Source organism: Helicobacter himalayensis (assembly GCF_001602095.1).
GTDB classification, from domain to species: Bacteria; Campylobacterota; Campylobacteria; order Campylobacterales; family Helicobacteraceae; genus Helicobacter_F; species Helicobacter_F himalayensis.
Map to the genome: position 1 here is coordinate 1009125 of NZ_CP014991.1, position 15754 is coordinate 1024878.

Annotated in this window: 17 protein-coding genes; 1 reads left to right on the top strand and 16 read right to left on the bottom strand. The window is 40.3% G+C overall.

Annotation, left to right across the window (positions count from 1 at the left end; translation table 11 throughout):
- Positions 1-4 precede the first annotated feature (4 nt).
- From A3217_RS04875 to A3217_RS04885, 3 genes are all read right to left on the bottom strand, one after another.
- Positions 5-367: a hypothetical protein gene (locus A3217_RS04875; RefSeq protein ID WP_066388598.1), complete on the bottom strand. Its 363-nt coding sequence runs from the start codon at positions 365-367 to the stop codon at positions 5-7.
- A gap of 77 nt (positions 368-444) precedes the next feature.
- The gene (locus A3217_RS04880) at positions 445-1116 is read right to left on the bottom strand and encodes an HAD family hydrolase (RefSeq protein ID WP_066388599.1); all 672 of its coding nucleotides are present in this window, start codon (positions 1114-1116) and stop codon (positions 445-447) included.
- Positions 1117-1143: 27 nt separating this feature from the next.
- Positions 1144-2487, bottom strand: coding sequence for an MATE family efflux transporter (locus tag A3217_RS04885; RefSeq protein WP_066388600.1), 1344 nt, complete (start codon positions 2485-2487; stop codon positions 1144-1146).
- A gap of 204 nt (positions 2488-2691) precedes the next feature.
- Here A3217_RS04885 and A3217_RS04890 point away from each other — a divergent pair, with 204 nt between their 5' ends.
- A complete protein-coding gene (locus A3217_RS04890) occupies positions 2692-3423 on the top strand; it encodes a pseudouridine synthase family protein (RefSeq protein WP_066388602.1) in 732 nt (243 codons plus the stop codon).
- Positions 3424-3433: 10 nt separating this feature from the next.
- Here A3217_RS04890 and A3217_RS04895 read toward each other — a convergent pair whose 3' ends face one another.
- The 13 genes from A3217_RS04895 to A3217_RS04950 form a co-directional block, all read right to left on the bottom strand.
- Positions 3434-4585: a DegT/DnrJ/EryC1/StrS family aminotransferase gene (locus A3217_RS04895; protein WP_066388603.1), complete on the bottom strand. Its 1152-nt coding sequence runs from the start codon at positions 4583-4585 to the stop codon at positions 3434-3436.
- A gap of 16 nt (positions 4586-4601) precedes the next feature.
- Positions 4602-5156: a 2-oxoacid:acceptor oxidoreductase family protein gene (locus A3217_RS04900; protein ID WP_066388605.1), complete on the bottom strand. Its 555-nt coding sequence runs from the start codon at positions 5154-5156 to the stop codon at positions 4602-4604.
- A 2-nt stretch (positions 5157-5158) separates the two neighbouring features.
- On the bottom strand, positions 5159-5986 hold the full coding sequence (locus tag A3217_RS04905) for a 2-oxoglutarate ferredoxin oxidoreductase subunit beta (RefSeq protein WP_066388608.1): 828 nt from the start codon (positions 5984-5986) through the stop codon (positions 5159-5161).
- A gap of 1 nt (position 5987) precedes the next feature.
- On the bottom strand, positions 5988-7106 hold the full coding sequence (locus tag A3217_RS04910) for a 2-oxoglutarate synthase subunit alpha (RefSeq protein ID WP_066388610.1): 1119 nt from the start codon (positions 7104-7106) through the stop codon (positions 5988-5990).
- 80 nt (positions 7107-7186) lie between these two features.
- On the bottom strand, positions 7187-7501 hold the full coding sequence (locus A3217_RS04915; RefSeq protein WP_066388612.1) for a 4Fe-4S binding protein: 315 nt from the start codon (positions 7499-7501) through the stop codon (positions 7187-7189).
- Positions 7502-7636: 135 nt separating this feature from the next.
- Positions 7637-8836, bottom strand: coding sequence for an EpsG family protein (locus A3217_RS04920; protein ID WP_066388615.1), 1200 nt, complete (start codon positions 8834-8836; stop codon positions 7637-7639).
- 182 nt (positions 8837-9018) lie between these two features.
- Complete coding sequence (locus A3217_RS04925) at positions 9019-10188, bottom strand: EpsG family protein (RefSeq protein ID WP_197456875.1); 1170 nt, start codon at positions 10186-10188, stop codon at positions 9019-9021.
- 173 nt (positions 10189-10361) lie between these two features.
- Positions 10362-11438 carry a peptide-methionine (R)-S-oxide reductase MsrB gene (gene msrB, locus A3217_RS04930; RefSeq protein ID WP_066388618.1) on the bottom strand — a complete coding sequence of 359 codons (1077 nt, stop codon included), beginning with the start codon at positions 11436-11438 and terminating at the stop codon, positions 10362-10364.
- A 92-nt stretch (positions 11439-11530) separates the two neighbouring features.
- Positions 11531-12316 carry a glycosyltransferase gene (locus A3217_RS04935; RefSeq protein WP_335339528.1) on the bottom strand — a complete coding sequence of 262 codons (786 nt, stop codon included), beginning with the start codon at positions 12314-12316 and terminating at the stop codon, positions 11531-11533.
- On the bottom strand, positions 12297-12584 hold the full coding sequence (locus A3217_RS09345) for a glycosyltransferase (RefSeq protein ID WP_156471859.1): 288 nt from the start codon (positions 12582-12584) through the stop codon (positions 12297-12299). The genes A3217_RS04935 and A3217_RS09345 overlap by 20 nt, the downstream gene beginning before the upstream one ends.
- A 215-nt stretch (positions 12585-12799) precedes the next feature.
- A complete protein-coding gene (locus A3217_RS04940; protein WP_066388620.1) occupies positions 12800-13780 on the bottom strand; it encodes an iron-sulfur cluster assembly scaffold protein in 981 nt (326 codons plus the stop codon).
- Between the two features lie 96 nt (positions 13781-13876).
- Positions 13877-14452: a hypothetical protein gene (locus A3217_RS04945; RefSeq protein ID WP_156471860.1), complete on the bottom strand. Its 576-nt coding sequence runs from the start codon at positions 14450-14452 to the stop codon at positions 13877-13879.
- 70 nt (positions 14453-14522) lie between these two features.
- Positions 14523-15689, bottom strand: a complete 1167-nt coding sequence (locus A3217_RS04950; RefSeq protein WP_066388623.1) for a NifS family cysteine desulfurase — start codon at positions 15687-15689, stop codon at positions 14523-14525.
- Between the last annotated feature and the right edge of the window lie 65 nt (positions 15690-15754).

Consider the following 15754-nt stretch of genomic DNA (forward strand, 5'->3'; position numbering starts at 1 on the left):
TTGCTTAGAAGTGCTTGGGGGGGGGGGCTATCAATGATTTTGCAGAATCTAACACATTTCTTAGGATTAGTAATACCATAAACGCCACAGCAAACACAATTGTCGCATTTATCGTAAAAAACAAATAAGGGGAAGTAGAAATTTTAGCAAGTAATTTTATATCCAAAAAAGCAAGAGGATAAAATCGCCCGCTTATTGGCTTATATCCACTATCTGTTGTAGTGTTTGAATTATAAATATCAAGCCAATACCAAATATCATCTAAGTTAAAGGTGTATCGAGAATACACCACCATACCTACACAAAACACCAGCACAAAAAACCAATATATCAAACCCCCAAACATCAATTTTTTTATTTTTGACACCAGCAAATCTCCTTACTTAAAAGCTCATTTTACTAACATAAAATCGGCGACATTATACAAAACACCCCCAGCAGAACTCAATACGATAAACTATTTTTCACAAACGCAACTGCTTCTAACGCGTTTTTACAAAGCGGGGTATTAAAGGATTCTAAACTTTGCTTGCTTCCATAGCCACAAAGCACACCAATTCCACTAATGTTGGCATTTTTTGCCGCTTGTAAATCTAAAATCGTATCGCCTACCATAAAACACTTTTCACGCGCAATACTGCGCCCCAAATTTGCCCCAATCTGCTCAAGTGCTTTTAAAATCGGCTCAGAATCTGGCTTTGGCTTTTCCACTTTCTCGATTCCAAGCACGATCGCAAAATATTCCAAAACTCCAAAACTCTCCAAAAGTTTCGCGCTAAAATCCCCGCGCTTTGTCGTCACCACGCCAAGAGTTGCAAAACTATGTGCTTGTAAAATTGCCTCTTTTGCGCCCTCTAGCAATGTCGTGCCCTCCTCCATACACGCACGATAGCACTCGCGATACGCGCTCACATAGGATTCTATCTCCTCGCTTTTCACCCCATTTTGCGCAAACATGGAATCTAGTGTGTGTCCGATACTTTGGACTATCCCATCCCTTGTTGGTGGTGGGGCATTATGCACCTTGTATGCGTGTAAAAAGCTCTCCACAATCGCAGGTGTAGAATCTATCAGCGTCCCGTCCAAATCAAATAAAATCACTGCTTCTTTACTCATTTTTACTCCTACTTTTTGTGTATTTTGCTAATTTTTCGCACCTAGCGCACCTTTGTGAAACTCATAATATATCACGCCAAGGGTTACAAAGCTGGCACATAAAAATGAAAGTGGGTAGCTCGCCCAAACCCCATCGATACCAAAATGCGCGCTCAAAATATAAAGCAATGCCACGACAAACAAAAGATTTGTTGAAATTGTCACAATAAATGAGCTTAGTGGGCGCTGGATTGACTGCAAGAAAATCGAGCTCACAAGATTAAAGCCCAAAAAGATATAACCCAAAAAATAAATGTGCATCGCATGCGAAGTAGAATCTAGCAAATACACCGTATCCTCGCGTAAAAAAAGACTAATGATATGTGTATCAAACACGCCAAAAAGCCCAAAAAGCAAAAGTCCGCACACCGTGGCAAAAGCCACCACAAAAAGATAGATTTTTTTTACCCGCGCAAACTCACGCGCACCATAATTAAAACTCGCAATGGGCTGCACACCCTGCGCACACGAGAGAATCACGGTAAAAATAATCGTCCCACTATAAAGCAAAATACTATACACAGAAAGCGCACTGCTCCCGCCAAGCTCTTTAAGCAGGTGGTTAAAAAATATCATCACAAAACTCACACTTAGCTCTGCAAAGCTTTGGGGCACGCCATTGCGAGCGGAAGCAAAAAGCGAATGGAAGTCAAAAGCACGCACAAAATAAATCTTGCCTTTTTTGAAAATAAAATGCGTGAGTAAAATACACATTCCCATAAAATGCCCCAAAATCGTAGCAAGTGCGGCGCCAAAGATTCCCATTTCAAACACAAACAAAAAGAGGTAATTTAAGATGATATTCCCTACAGAACCTATTATCATCGCGCTCATCGCAAGAACAGGGCGTTTGTCATTAATTGCAAAAACATCTAAAAGCGGATGCAATACGATAATAAACGAGCCTAAAAAAATCACACGCAGATATTCCACCACAAAAGGTGCGATTTCATCATTTGCTCCAAGCTGAAGTGCTATAAAATCCACAAAACAAAACAGCACAAAACCCAAAATAACGCTACTAAAAAACGCAAAATAGCACACCGAGCTAAACATAAGACGCGCTCTATGCTCCTGCCCCCTGCCTAGATAATACGAAGCAATGCTTGCTGCACCCATACCAAAAAGCAACTCAAATGCAATTAATACCGGAAACACAGGCCAGCACACGCCAATAGCCGCTAGCGCCTTGTCGCCGATGGCTTTGCCTACAAAGATTCCATCAAATGTGGAATAGGTGGAAAGCGCGAGCATAGCGCAGAGATTTGGGATAAAAAAGTAAAAAAATAAGCGCGTGAGGGAATCTTTGCTTATGTCGATATTTTTTGCCATTGTTTTTCCTTTGCCTTATCTTGCCTTGCTCGCCTGTTTGAAATTTGTCGTGGATTATTGCGCGTCCATTTTTGGCGGAATATTGAAATGCAATTTTAGCTTAGAATCCTAGAAAACAAGCAAAAATCTCAAAGCGCAATGCGATTTTAAAATTTATGGTATTGTTTGGGCTCATAAAACACATAAAATACACAAGGGCATAAAATGCAAAAGGCTTACAAACTCCTAGCACAGGCAAAAAATATCTCGCATAATCACGCAAAAATGCTTATTGATAAAGGACTTGTGCGCGCAAATGGCGTACGCTTGAAACTCGCGCGTGAAGAGATTGCGCTAGATTCTCGCTTTGAAGTGCAAGAGATTGCTAAACCACAGATTCTCTACCAAAACAAGGATTTGCTAGCCCTTGAAAAGCCCGCGTTTATAGAATCTTATGAGTTGGAATCTTTTTATAAAAATGATGGTTTTGTGCTATTACATCGGCTTGATAGAGAATGCAGCGGGGTGATTTTGCTAGGAAGAGAACAAAGTGAGTTTTTAGAGCAAGCAAAATTGGCGTTTAAAAAAAGGCAGGTGTATAAGGAATATCGCGCGCTTGTCTCTAGGATAATCCCAGAAGCACTCACCATCACAAAGCCTATCACAACACACAAAAAATATGGCTTTGCAAAATCACGCATTGACAAAAATGGCTTAGAAGCAATCACACATATCGAGCCTTTAGCGATACATGGCAAAAAAAGCTTGTTAAAGGTGATTATCCCAACAGGCAGGACGCATCAAATCCGCGTGCATCTAAGCAGTATAGCTCACCCGATAGTTGGAGATAGAATCTATGGTGGGATAGACTACAAACGCCTTTTACTACACGCTCATCGCATAGAAATTTTAGGGTATAAAATCACTTCCACACCACCAAAGGAATTGGAGCTTTAAAAATATTTGCTTAAAAGTTATTTATCGCGTGGATAATTTTTTGCGTGCTTTCCTCACTTTGGACTTGGCTAATTGGAATGCTAAGGATTTGAGAATGTAAATCTTGGTTTGGCAGATTGAGCGTGTTATATTGCGCGAAAGCCTTTTGCTTATGGATTGGAAGCGGGTAGTGAATAAGAGATTCTATCCCTTGTGCGCGTAAATGCTCTTGCAACGCATCTCGGCGCGATGAACGCAGGACAAAGAGATGCCACGTGTGAAAAGGCGCGTGCAAAATATCGCTAGTTTGGGTGGATTGCGCAGAATCTAGCTCATAATCTGCAAGCGTTGGCAAGCTAATGTCTTTATGTTGAATGCCTTGTAAATACGCCTTTGCAATCTTGCGCCGCGCGAAATTATCAGAATCTAGAACTTTTAATTTTTGACGCAAAAACATCGCTTGAATAGAATCTAAGCGCGAATTTATTCCCTGCAAAGTATGGATATATTTTTGCTCGCTACCACTATTTGCGATTGTGCGGATTGTGTGTATCAAAGCTTCATCATCGCTCACCACCGCACCACCATCACCTAGCGCGCCAAGATTTTTAGCCGGATAAAAGCTAAATGCCCCCGCATTTGCGTAGCTCCCTGCACGTTTTTTGGATTCTGTATTATCAAAATACGCGCCGTGTGCCTGCGCACTATCTTCAATCACAAGCAAATTGTGCTTTTTGGCAAAATCTAAAATTGCACGCATATTACACAACTGCCCAAACAAATGCACAGGCATAATCGCCCTTGTGCGAGAAGTAAGCAGAGAATCTAGCGATAAACAATCAAGCAAAAAATCCTTTTCACTCGGCGGGGCAAAAATGGGCGTGAGACTATTTTGCGTGATGGCAAATGCACTTGCGACATAGCTATTTGTCGGCACAATCACTTCATCAAAATCACGCAGTTTGCCAAGCTCTTTGTAAGCCTTTAAAATCAAAAAAAGCGCATCATACCCACTGCCAACGCCTACGCAATATTTCGCGCCACAATACGCGCTAAACTCGCGCTCGAAAGCTTGACATTCTTCACCCAAAACAAACTGCGCACGAGAAAGATTCTCTTCAAATGTCTTCGCAAAACAAAAGCGTGCATTTATTTTAGCAATATCAATAAATGGGATTTTCAACGCCCACCCCTAGAATCTAGCCTTCTAGCGCCTCTTTGGCGTATTTTTCACCTAACAAAAACGCCTTTTTATTGACTTCTTTTACTTTGTCTGGGACTTTTTCTAGCATTGTTTCAAAGACGATTTCCCTATCCACGCACTTTGTCATTGTAACGGTAATTGCAAGTGCCACAACTGATTGCGTTACGACATTTCCCACTTCCTCTTTTGCAATACTAATGATTGGAATCTCATAGATTCTATAATTTTTCCTATCTTCTTCACTAGGCTTTACGAGGTTTGGCTCTACGACAATAATATTGCCCTTTTTCACACCATTTTTGAAAGAATCATAACTCACCTGTGCAGTGGAAAGCATAAAATCAATTTCGCCCTCACTCGCATAAGGATACAAAATCTCCTCGCTATCAAGCAAAATATCCACCTTCGTCGGTCCGCCACGCACTTGACTTGTATAAGTAGCGGCTTTCACGCCATAGCCTTTGTCTTTGATTTTTGCCTCCGCGAGAATCTCACCTGCGAGCAAAACGCCCTGCCCGCCGACACCTGTAAATCGTAGCTGATGCTCCATTGTTACTTCCCTCCCTTAGCTTGCGCTCTTTTAATCACCTCATCATATGCCTTGCAATACTCTATCCGATTTGTATCGTGCTTTAGCACGCCTGTTGGAAATTTATCGATTTTTTCCTCATCGCTTAGCGCATCAAATTTCGCTTTAGAAACGAGTCTGGATTCTATCCATTGCAACATTCGCGTAGCTTCGCCCATTTTATTTTTACGCCCAAGGTTAATATGGCAGTTGCTATGAATATCAAAGAAACTAAAACCATTATGGCCAAAGCCCTCTACTAAGAGCTTTTCAAGCTTTTTGGGACTTAGCACGCTTTCACGCCCTACAAAACTCGCGCCCGCTGATACAGCCACAGAGCAAGGGTCAAAACTAGGATCGACATTGCCATATTGCGCTGTCACAGTCCAAAAGTCTTTTGGCGTTGTGGGTGAAGTTTGAGAGTTTGTAAGTCCATAGATGAAGTTATTGATAAGCACGAGATTAATATCAATATTCCTGCGACATGCATGAATTGTGTGATTCCCCCCAATAGCCATAGAATCGCCATCTCCAGAGATAACAATCACCTTTTTATCTGGATTTGCAAGCTTTATGCCCGTAGCGTAGGCGAGTGTGCGCCCGTGCGTAGTATGCACAGTGTTGCAATTGACATAAGAAGAGAATCTCCCACTACAACCAATCCCACTCACAATGCACACATCATCCATTTTCCAACCAAGAGTATCAATAGCCCTAATCACAGCCTTAAGCACCACGCCATCGCCACAGCCCCAGCACCAAAGTGTGGGCATTTTATCCATTCGTAGATATTCTTCGTAATTAAATGCCATACTACAACTCCTGTATTTTGTTAATAATTTCAGCAGGAGAAATACTCCTACCATTTGCCTTGCCAAAAAATGCCACTTCGCGTTTTAAAATACGTTCAATTTCCCCAAGATACTGCCCCTTGTTAAGCTCAACAACAAGAATCTTATTGATTCTTTTACCGAGTGCTTGAAGCTGTTTTTGCGGACTAGGCCAAAGTGTGATAGGACGAAACATTCCAACTTTTACGCCATTTTTGCGCAAAGAATTTACCGCCTCTTTGGCTGACAAAGACACAGAACCATAACAAATAAGCGCAATTTCTGCATCTTCTAGCTTGTATTCTTCAAATTTTACAATATCATCGACACTATTTTCAATCTTAGCAAAAAGCCTATCAATCAAGTCTTGCGAGAGCTTCTCGTCCTCTGTTGGGAATCCTGTCGCTCCGTGATGCAAACCTGTAACATGATAGCGATATCCTTTGAAAAATGGATTCAATACCGCAGGCTTGCCAGCCTCTACACCATAGGGCTTGTAGTCCTTTGGATCGCCTTTAAACTCTGCTCGATTGATAATCTCTATCTCACTTAATTCCGGAATCTGCGCTCGCGCGTGCATATGTCCGATAGTCTCATCAAGAAGTAAGAATACAGGTGTCATATATTTTTCGGCGAGATTAAATGCCCTAATTGTCTGCGTGTAAGCCTCGCTGAGATTCCCAACTGCTATGGCGATAGAGCAAAAATCACCATGACTTGGACTTTTTGCTTGATTAACATCGCCTTGTGAAACCCTTGTAGGAAGCCCGGTAGATGGACCGCCACGCATAACATTAACTATTACAAGCGGGATTTCCGCCATAAAGCCATAACCTATCTGCTCTGATTTTAATGAGATTCCCGGACCTGAAGTTGCTGTCATTGCCTTCTTCCCGCTCATTGCCGCACCAAGCGCAACAGAAATGCCTGCAATTTCATCTTCCATTTGGATAAATTTCCCGCCCCTCTTAGGAAGCTCCACACTCATCTCGTGTGCTACCTCGCTTGAAGGCGTAATGGGGTAGCCACCAAAAAAACTACACCCACATTCAAGTGCCGCTTGCGCCACCAACTCATTTCCCCCTGTGATTACCTCTCGCATACTCTCTCCTTAACTTATTGTGTGCTGTTACTTAATTTCACACTCTTTTAAATTTTTATGCTTGCTAGTGTGTTAGGTTTCTATTCTAGCACCATAAATTTATTTTCTTTCACCATTTGCGCGCGTGCCTTAGATTCTGCTGTGAGTTTTGCAAATTTAAATTCATCTTTGCTCGCGACAAATATCGCAAAATCCGGGCAATGCAACTCGCATTCATAGCACCCAATGCAACTTTCAGGGTGTGTCACAGAAATGATTTTCCCCAGAATCTTATGCTCATCTTTTTGCATACCAAGCACACCACTCGGACAGAGCGAAACGCAAATATCGCACGCCTTACACCTTGATTCATCAATCCAAACCGGAACATTCTCCGGTGCTTGCTTTAGCCCCATACTTCCTCCTTGTTTCTTTTTTGTATTCTAAACATTGACAATGACAAAAACAGGTATATAGTAAAGGATAAAAGTTTAAATATTTGTTAAACTTTTTCTAAAGAAAGTTTGAAAAGTTTGGGTGGTGACAAAAAGCTACTGCAAGAGAAAATAAAACCAGTCGCCAGTGATTCCATATACATTCACAGGCGTGCCATTTGGTCCATTTTCACGAAAAAGCGTATATATGCGAATTTTATTCACAAAAACAGCAAAGCTCCAAAGATAAAGTGCCACATGTGAGTTACGCAATACAAGAAAAAAGAAAAATCCAAGTGCCACCCAATAATAGAGCATACCTATGCGTCCAAAAAAGTGCAATGAAATCACAATCCCACTTAGGAAAAAGATTGGACCACAAAGGATAATAATCCATCGCCATTCAATATCTATCTTTTGAAAATATAAAATACTAAAGACAAGTAGGACAAGGTTAAAAATAAATATGCTAATAGGAAATCCAGCCTCTCCTCCTCCACCCTCTTCATAAAATACAAGCTTTTGTGAGAAAAATTCAGGCAAAAAAGTCGCGTAAGAATACAAAAATGGAAAGAAATGTCCTAAGACAAACATAACTGCCAAGATAATTACCATAAAAATACCTAATGCAGGAAACTTGCGGATAAGAACAAAAAGTGGGAAAAACAAAATCGCACTTGTATGACAAAAAAACGCAAGCGCAAGAAATACAAAAGATTGAAATCGCGTTCTAGCACTAAGCGCAAACAAAAGAAATATGCTTGAATATCCCTGTCGCATAAGCCACCCAAGCTCAAAGAATCCATAAAATAAAAATAGAAGCGCTATGCACACGCTAAGCTCTTGCCTGCTATATCTTTGCGCGCCATACTTTTCAATCCATATCAATAAAAGTGTGCCTTCTGTGATAGCATTTAAAATGTTAAACTGAACACTACTTATCTGACCAAAAAGTAACGACCAAATACTCCAATAAAGTGGTAATAAAAACTCAACGCCCTTGCCGTAATCAAAGAGTGCATCTAAGTTACCATTACTCAGATTGATAAAAGTGTTGTAGTAGTTCTGTAAATCTGAGTGACAAAGATTGCAATCACAATAGCATACCCCCCCCCCTATCACTATACAGATTCCAAGTGCTACTCGGGCAAATCTACCGGGTGAGAAAAAAGAAAGAATGAGTAATAAAAATATTGCAGTAAAAAACGCAACCGGTGCGCTAAAAGGTAAAATAAGATAAGGAATAAGCGCAATCAAGCCTTCAAACGCAAAGTGCAAACGTGCATTTGAAAAATCCATATTTTTAAGCTTTACCATTCACTACCCCCACAGATTCTGTGAAAATTGCCTGCCACTTCCTGTCATATCTAACCCTCTTGTCACACACGCACTAAATCTCCTATGAAAATTTCATAAAAAAGCGCAATTGTAACCAAAAAAGCAAAAAATGGGCTTAAAGGTGCTTTTGCTCTATTTCTAAAGAAAGTTTGGGTGGTGAGCTACTGCAAGAGAAAATAAAACCAGTCACCAGTAATAGGGTAGAAATTCACCTTATTTTCAATACGTCCAGTAATATATGTGCGAATTTTGTCAAAAAATATTACAAAACTCCAAGCATAAAGTATCACAATATTTGGACGCAATACAAGAAAAAACAAAAAGCCAAGAATCACATAGTAATACAATAAGCCCAATCGAATAAACATATTGTCCGCAACAAAAACACTAGATAATAAAAGTGGAGCGCATAAAACTATAATCCATCTCCATTGAAAATCAATCTTATGAAAATAAAAAATACCAAAACCCACGAGCAAAAATGTATATATACCATATCTTAGACTTGTAACATTAAAAGAACTGGATAATCCCTCATAATAAGCAACTTTGTGTGATAAAAAATCCGGAAATAATGAGCTATAAGAAAAAATTAATAATAAAAAATTCCTACCCACAAACAACGCAATTAAAAATACTACCACCAAAACACTTATTTTAGGATAGTTTCTTATCATATAAAAAAGTATAAAAAATACAATTGCGCTTGTATGACACAAAAAAGCAAGTAAAAGGAAGAAAAATATTTTAAATCTATTATGCGTGCTTAAAGCAAACAATAAAAATATACTTGAAAAAAATTGTCTTATTAGCCAATGTGGCAAAAAATAATCAATCATCAAAAAAACTAAAGCAATACAAATACTTGCTTCTTGATTGCTATAGCCTTTTGTGCCATACCTCTGTAACCACACAAGAAGTAAAAGCATTGCTCCAACGGTATTTAATATGCTGAAACTTACACAACTTATATCACCAAGACAATATGCCAACAGACTCCAAAAAAGCGGTAAAAGGATTTCTACGCCTTTGCCATAATCAAATAATGCCCCCCCCCAATCACCAGCAACAAGTTTTCGATAAGTGTCGTAATAATTAAGTAAATCTACAACACACTCTGTGGTGTCGCCTTGTGCAACTGCTCCCCCTATCACTATACAGATTCCAAGTGCTACTCGGGCAAATCTACCGGGTGAGAAAAAAGAAAGAATGAGTAATAAAAATATTGCAGTAAAAAACGCAACCGGTGCGCTAAAAGGTAAAATAAGATAAGGAATAAGCGCAATCAAGCCTTCAAACGCAAAGTGCAAACGTGCATTTGAAAAATCCATATTTTTAAGCTTTACCATTCACTACCCCCACAGATTCTGTGAAAATTGCCTGCCACTTCCTGTCATATCTAACCCTCTTGTCACACACGCACTAAATCTCCTATGAAAATTTCATAAAAAAGCGCAATTGTAACCAAAAAAGCAAAAAATGGGCTTAAAGGTGCTTTTGTGTTCTAACGCACAAACTCTATCAAATATCCATAACCCTCTTTTTCCATAGATTCTAAAGGCACGAAGCGGATTGACGCGCTATTAATACAATAACGCAACCCGCCCTTTTCCCTCGGTCCGTCATCAAACACATGCCCCAAATGCGACTTTGCAGCGCGTGAAAGCACCTCTGTGCGTATCATATTGTAGCTCCTATCCTCTTCAAAACTCACAACTTCCCTTGCAATGGGTTTTGTGAAGCTTGGCCATCCACAACCAGAATCATACTTATCACTTGAGCTAAAAAGTGGCTCACCACTCACAATATCCACATAGATTCCGCGCGCGTGATTGTCCCAATACTCGTTGCTAAAGGCGCGCTCAGTGTTTTTCTTTTGCGTTACACTATATTGCAGGGCGCTTAAACGCGCTTTGAGTTCAGAATCGCTAGGCTTTGGATAATCCTTTGCCTCGATGATTGGCTCGCGCGCCTTGTTTAAGTCGATATGGCAATACCCACCGGGATTTTTCGCCAAATAGTTTTGATGATATTCCTCTGCTCTCACATAGTTTTTTAGTGGCTTAAGCTCGACTTGGATTTTTTCTTTATACTTGCCTTGTAGGGAATCTAGCGCCGCACGCGCGATTGGCTCATCTTCTGTGGATTCTGGCAAATAGTAGATTCCGGTGCGATATTGACGCCCGCGATCATTGCCCTGCTTGTTAATGCTCGTTGGGTCTATCACTTTGAAATAATACTTCAAAAGTCGCTCTAACGGGAGTTTCGTGCTATCATACACCACTTTCACACTTTCGGCGTGATCGCTCGCATATAACATCTGATAGCTCGTCTCCTGCGTCTTTCCATTAGCATAGCCCACCTCGACACTTTGCACACCATAGATTTTTTTCATATATGCTTCTAATCCCCAAAAACACCCGCCAGCAAGATAAATTGTCTTAAAAATTTGGATAGATTCCATAGCTTTCTCCTTCGGATTTTCTTGAGCGTGTGATTGATTCTGTGCTAGATTCTGCGCACCAAAAGCCTGCACTGCGCAAAATAAAATAAACAGAGAAATTATATAAATTTTTTGCATACCAACTTTCTTGAATCCTCCCTTGCCACAATACACCCAAACTTTAGATAAATCAGAATCTTAGCTTGCAAATATAAATACTTATCAAAACCCTATACCACCTCTTCTACTATGAACCTTGGACGATGTTTTAACTCTTTATACATTTTACCAAGATACTCTCCAATAATCCCAAGACTAAGTAACTGCACCGCGCTAAAAAAGCATAGCACAATCACAATAGACGTCCAACCCGAAATAGTCTGCGTGGTAAAAAGCCTCATAAAAAGGGCATAAAGCCCAAAGCCAGCAAAAAACACAAAAAACACCATACCAAGCATACTTATCAATCGTAAAGGTTTGATAGAAAAGCTAGTAACACCATTCCATGCAAAAGAAAGCATTTTGGCAAGACTATATTTAGACTCTCCAGCCTCGCGCTCCTTGACACTGAATTTCACAAAATCTAACCTAAATCCCAAATCTAACACTAAAGCACGCAAAAACAGATTCCGCTCATCATAGGATTTAAGTGCCTCTAGCGCCCTTTTACTCAAAAGTCGATAATCGGCGTGATTTGTCACCAGATTCACACCAAGTGCTTGCATAAACGCATAAAATCCAAGCGCGCTGTATTTTTTAAATACAGAATCACTCCGCCTATCCTCTCTCACGCCAAGCACAATATCCGCCCCAGCCACAAATTTTGCCACAAACTCATCAAATTTCTCACAATCTTGCTGCAAATCGCCATCTATACTTATCACACAATCGCATTTGTCCCTTGCATATTCTAATCCAGCCAAAAGCGCGTTTTGATGTCCATAATTTCTGGAAAGCCTTATAGATACAACTTCTATTTTGTTGGTATTGAGATGACTAATTAGGGGGGGGGGCAATAGTATTATTTTTAGATTCTATGCTAGCTATTTGATTTATATCCAATGAATATGATATTTTTGCTTTTTTACTAGAAAAACTCACCAACATTTCCCAAGTTTTATCCTTACTACCATCATCAATAAAAATAAGCTTAGAATCTGGTGCGATACTCTTACCAACCATATATTCTAGTTTTGTTTGAAGTCGCAAAAATGTCTGCTTAATAATCGCCTCTTCGTTATAACACGGCACAACTACGCATAAACTAGGTAACGAATTTCTCATAAATTTTGCTCCAATAAAACATCTTAAATGAACTCGGATTGTAGCCTAAAAACGCTCAAACAAAATTAAGCTAGCAGCTTTCCATAACACCCACAAACCCTAGCAAAAGCAAGCTTCAATGAAAGAATCTATTCATAATTTTACATAACTTTAGCGCATTCTCATCAAGCCAAAGTCTTGCATTTGTTGCATCATTTCTCCTTGAAATCCACCCTTTATATCGGAAACACTCTTATGCTTGGGTCAAGGTTTTCCTGCAAAATATTCTCAATCGCATAAAGCGTGCCTGTCGCGCCACTCGCGCACCCACTGCACGCCCCAAGATAGCGGATATAAATATCCACATGCCCATCACTAGAATCTTTAATATCCAAAATCTCCATATTTCCGCCGTCCATCATAAGCATTGGGCGCACTTTCTCATCAATAAGAGAATCCACCACTTTTGCCCTCTGCACCATTGTCATTTCTTTAAACGCAAGCGTACCCTGCGCACTTTTAGCGACATTTTCTTTCAATTTTTCAGATTCCATTTCAGCGCGCACTTGAGCTAAAATATCCACCAAATAATATTCTCTCTTTTCGTGTCCGCCGGGTTTTACACAGCTTTTACAAAACGCGCCTGCTTTGGTGTAGTTTGTGATTTCTTCCACGCTTTTCAAATCGTTTAACCTTATCACTTCCTTAATCGTTGAAAGGCTCACGCGCGCGCACTCACACACGATGATTTCATCTTCAAAATCCTCTTCGCTTTTGCCTAGATACATTCCCGCGGCTTTTTTAATCACATCATACGCCATCACCGAGCAGTGCATCTTTTGTCCGGGTACTGCGGGCGTATCCGGATCATCACGCAAGGCATATTCGACATCAAGATTTGTGATTTTTACCGCGTCTTGCACCTTTTTACCAAGGCAGAGCTCCACCATCATATCACTACTTGCAATCGCCGTCCCACAGCCAAAACTCTTAAATTTCGCGTCAATAATTCTATCCTCAGAATCCACCAACCAATACAGCCTTACCGCATCACCACAAGATTCTGCGCCATAATCTGCCACGATGAGTTTTGCGCCCTTTGCATCAGCGTCTTTTTGCGTCAAAACACCCAAATGCGTTGGATTATCCATTCTGTCACTTACTTTTTGGCTATATGCATCCCACAACGCCCCACCTAATAAATCATTTTTTGCCATTGTGTTCCTTTCAAATGTTTGTTGTTCTAAATTTAATGAACTTTTATAAAAATTCTGCTAACAGATTCTAAACATATTAAAACTTAGGATATCGCTCTATTGTGTTTGTTTATTGGCTCTTAGTTTTGTGAGACTAACATCACCCTTAAATTCCTTTCCTATAAGTCCAACTAGATATTTCACAATATCTAGTTGATATTTTTCGTAAATTGAAATATCTGCACTGAGAAAGCCAAACCATATCATGCTTGGAGTTTCGCTCTCATCCATTAAACAATGAACAGCTATCCCTATGTTTTGAAGCACGATACTCACAGTATAAACATTTGTTATCGGTATGCTCGTGGTTGTCGTGACTGTCCTACCAGGATTAAAACCGTAGCCCGTGTATGAAGAACTAGGTATATAGGTGCTACTTTGTCTAGTCTGATAGCTTGTATAACTTCCTGTGTAACTAGATGAGGAGACATCAAGCGAGAAAGTTACAAAACACCTCGATTCTTGTCGTTCTACATTGAAGCCCAAAATACCAAATCCCTGTTCAACCATCGTTTCAGCTAATAAGATTCCAAACTTTTTATCCTTAATGGTCGGATTACTCCCGATATATATTGCCAATGGCTCTTGTGGGTCAAAAGATATTTGTGGGTCAAGCTGTGTGGAATAATACACGCTCGAACACGCACCAAAATATACACAGAAAAACAACAATAGACTACTTATGCTACAGATTTTCAACTAGTCACTTCTCATATGAGCTAGAAATCGCCCTTAGTCTTTTTACTGCCTTTTTAAATACCTCTAGCATAGTTTGGATTTCCTCTCTTGTCGTAAAGCGACTAAGGGAGATTCTAATCGCGGTATGCGCCAACTCTTTATCCGCGCCAATTGCCACCATCACAGGATTTGCTTCCAAATCCTCGCTCGCGCACGCACTTCCTGTAGAGCACGCAATGCCAGCTTTGTTTAAATCCCACAACATCGCTTCGCCCTCAATCCCACGCACACTAATTAAAGTCGTATTTGGCACGCGATTTTCCCTACTTCCCACAATAAAGACATCTTTAAGCTTCAAAAGCTCATCTTCAAGATAATCGCGCATTTTCCGCACTTCTAGATTCTCAAATTCCAAGCTCTCAACCGCTAATTTCATCGCCTCGCCCATACCAATGATATAAGGCACATTTAGCGTCCCACTGCGCCTTCCACGCATATGTTCGCCCCCATGCAAAAGTGGCGTAAGCTCGATTCCCTTTCTGATATACAGCGCGCCAATGCCCTTTGGTCCGTGAAACTTATGCGCACTAAAGCTTAGAAAATCCACCTGTGCCTTTTGCACATCAACCGGAATCTTACCAATCGCTTGCACCGCGTCAGTGTGGAAAAGCACGCCTTTTTGCTTGCAAAGCGCACCAATCTCTTCAATAGGAAAAATAAGCCCTGTTTCATTATTAGCCCACATAACGCTAACAAGCGCGGTTTTATCCGTAATCGCCTCTGCAACCTGTTTAACAGAAATGTTCCCCTCCGCATTTATCGGCAAGCGCGTAACTTCAACACCAAGAGATTCTAAAAAAGTGCATGTCGCACCTACTGCTGGATGCTCGACTTCAGTCGTTACGATATGATTTTTTTCCTTATTGAAAATAAGGTCAAAATACACGCCTTTTAGCACCCAGTTGTTAGATTCTGTCGCGCAAGAAGTGATAATAATATCATCTTCATCATCTGCATTAATGCCCTTATAAAGCTTATCTATTGCCTCTGCCACAGGTTTATGAATGCTTGTGCCATATTTGTGTAAAGAATTTGGATTGCCATAATTTTCACAAAAATACGGCTCCATAATCGCCTTTACACGCGGATCAACCATCGTTGTAGCATTATTGTCTAAATAAATACCTTTCATCTTTTCTCCTAACTAATATTTGTGTCTTTTTTCGGTATCATCGGCTTTTTAGCCATTTGAAAACT

Excerpts from the sequence above, each read along its gene's own strand:
- A3217_RS04880 (WP_066388599.1), bottom strand. The coding sequence starts at position 1,116 with ATGAGTAAAGAAGCAGTGATTTTATTTGATTTGGACGGGACGCTGATA.
- A3217_RS04885 (WP_066388600.1), bottom strand. The coding sequence starts at position 2,487 with ATGGCAAAAAATATCGACATAAGCAAAGATTCCCTCACGCGCTTATTT.
- A3217_RS04890 (WP_066388602.1), top strand. The coding sequence starts at position 2,692 with ATGCAAAAGGCTTACAAACTCCTAGCACAGGCAAAAAATATCTCGCAT.
- A3217_RS04900 (WP_066388605.1), bottom strand. The coding sequence starts at position 5,156 with ATGGAGCATCAGCTACGATTTACAGGTGTCGGCGGGCAGGGCGTTTTG.
- A3217_RS04905 (WP_066388608.1), bottom strand. The coding sequence starts at position 5,986 with ATGGCATTTAATTACGAAGAATATCTACGAATGGATAAAATGCCCACA.
- A3217_RS04910 (WP_066388610.1), bottom strand. The coding sequence starts at position 7,106 with ATGCGAGAGGTAATCACAGGGGGAAATGAGTTGGTGGCGCAAGCGGCA.
- A3217_RS04915 (WP_066388612.1), bottom strand. The coding sequence starts at position 7,501 with ATGGGGCTAAAGCAAGCACCGGAGAATGTTCCGGTTTGGATTGATGAA.
- A3217_RS04920 (WP_066388615.1), bottom strand. The coding sequence starts at position 8,836 with ATGGTAAAGCTTAAAAATATGGATTTTTCAAATGCACGTTTGCACTTT.
- A3217_RS04925 (WP_197456875.1), bottom strand. The coding sequence starts at position 10,188 with ATGGATTTTTCAAATGCACGTTTGCACTTTGCGTTTGAAGGCTTGATT.
- msrB (WP_066388618.1), bottom strand. The coding sequence starts at position 11,438 with ATGCAAAAAATTTATATAATTTCTCTGTTTATTTTATTTTGCGCAGTG.
- A3217_RS09345 (WP_156471859.1), bottom strand. The coding sequence starts at position 12,584 with ATGAGAAATTCGTTACCTAGTTTATGCGTAGTTGTGCCGTGTTATAAC.
- A3217_RS04940 (WP_066388620.1), bottom strand. The coding sequence starts at position 13,780 with ATGGCAAAAAATGATTTATTAGGTGGGGCGTTGTGGGATGCATATAGC.
- A3217_RS04950 (WP_066388623.1), bottom strand. The coding sequence starts at position 15,689 with ATGAAAGGTATTTATTTAGACAATAATGCTACAACGATGGTTGATCCG.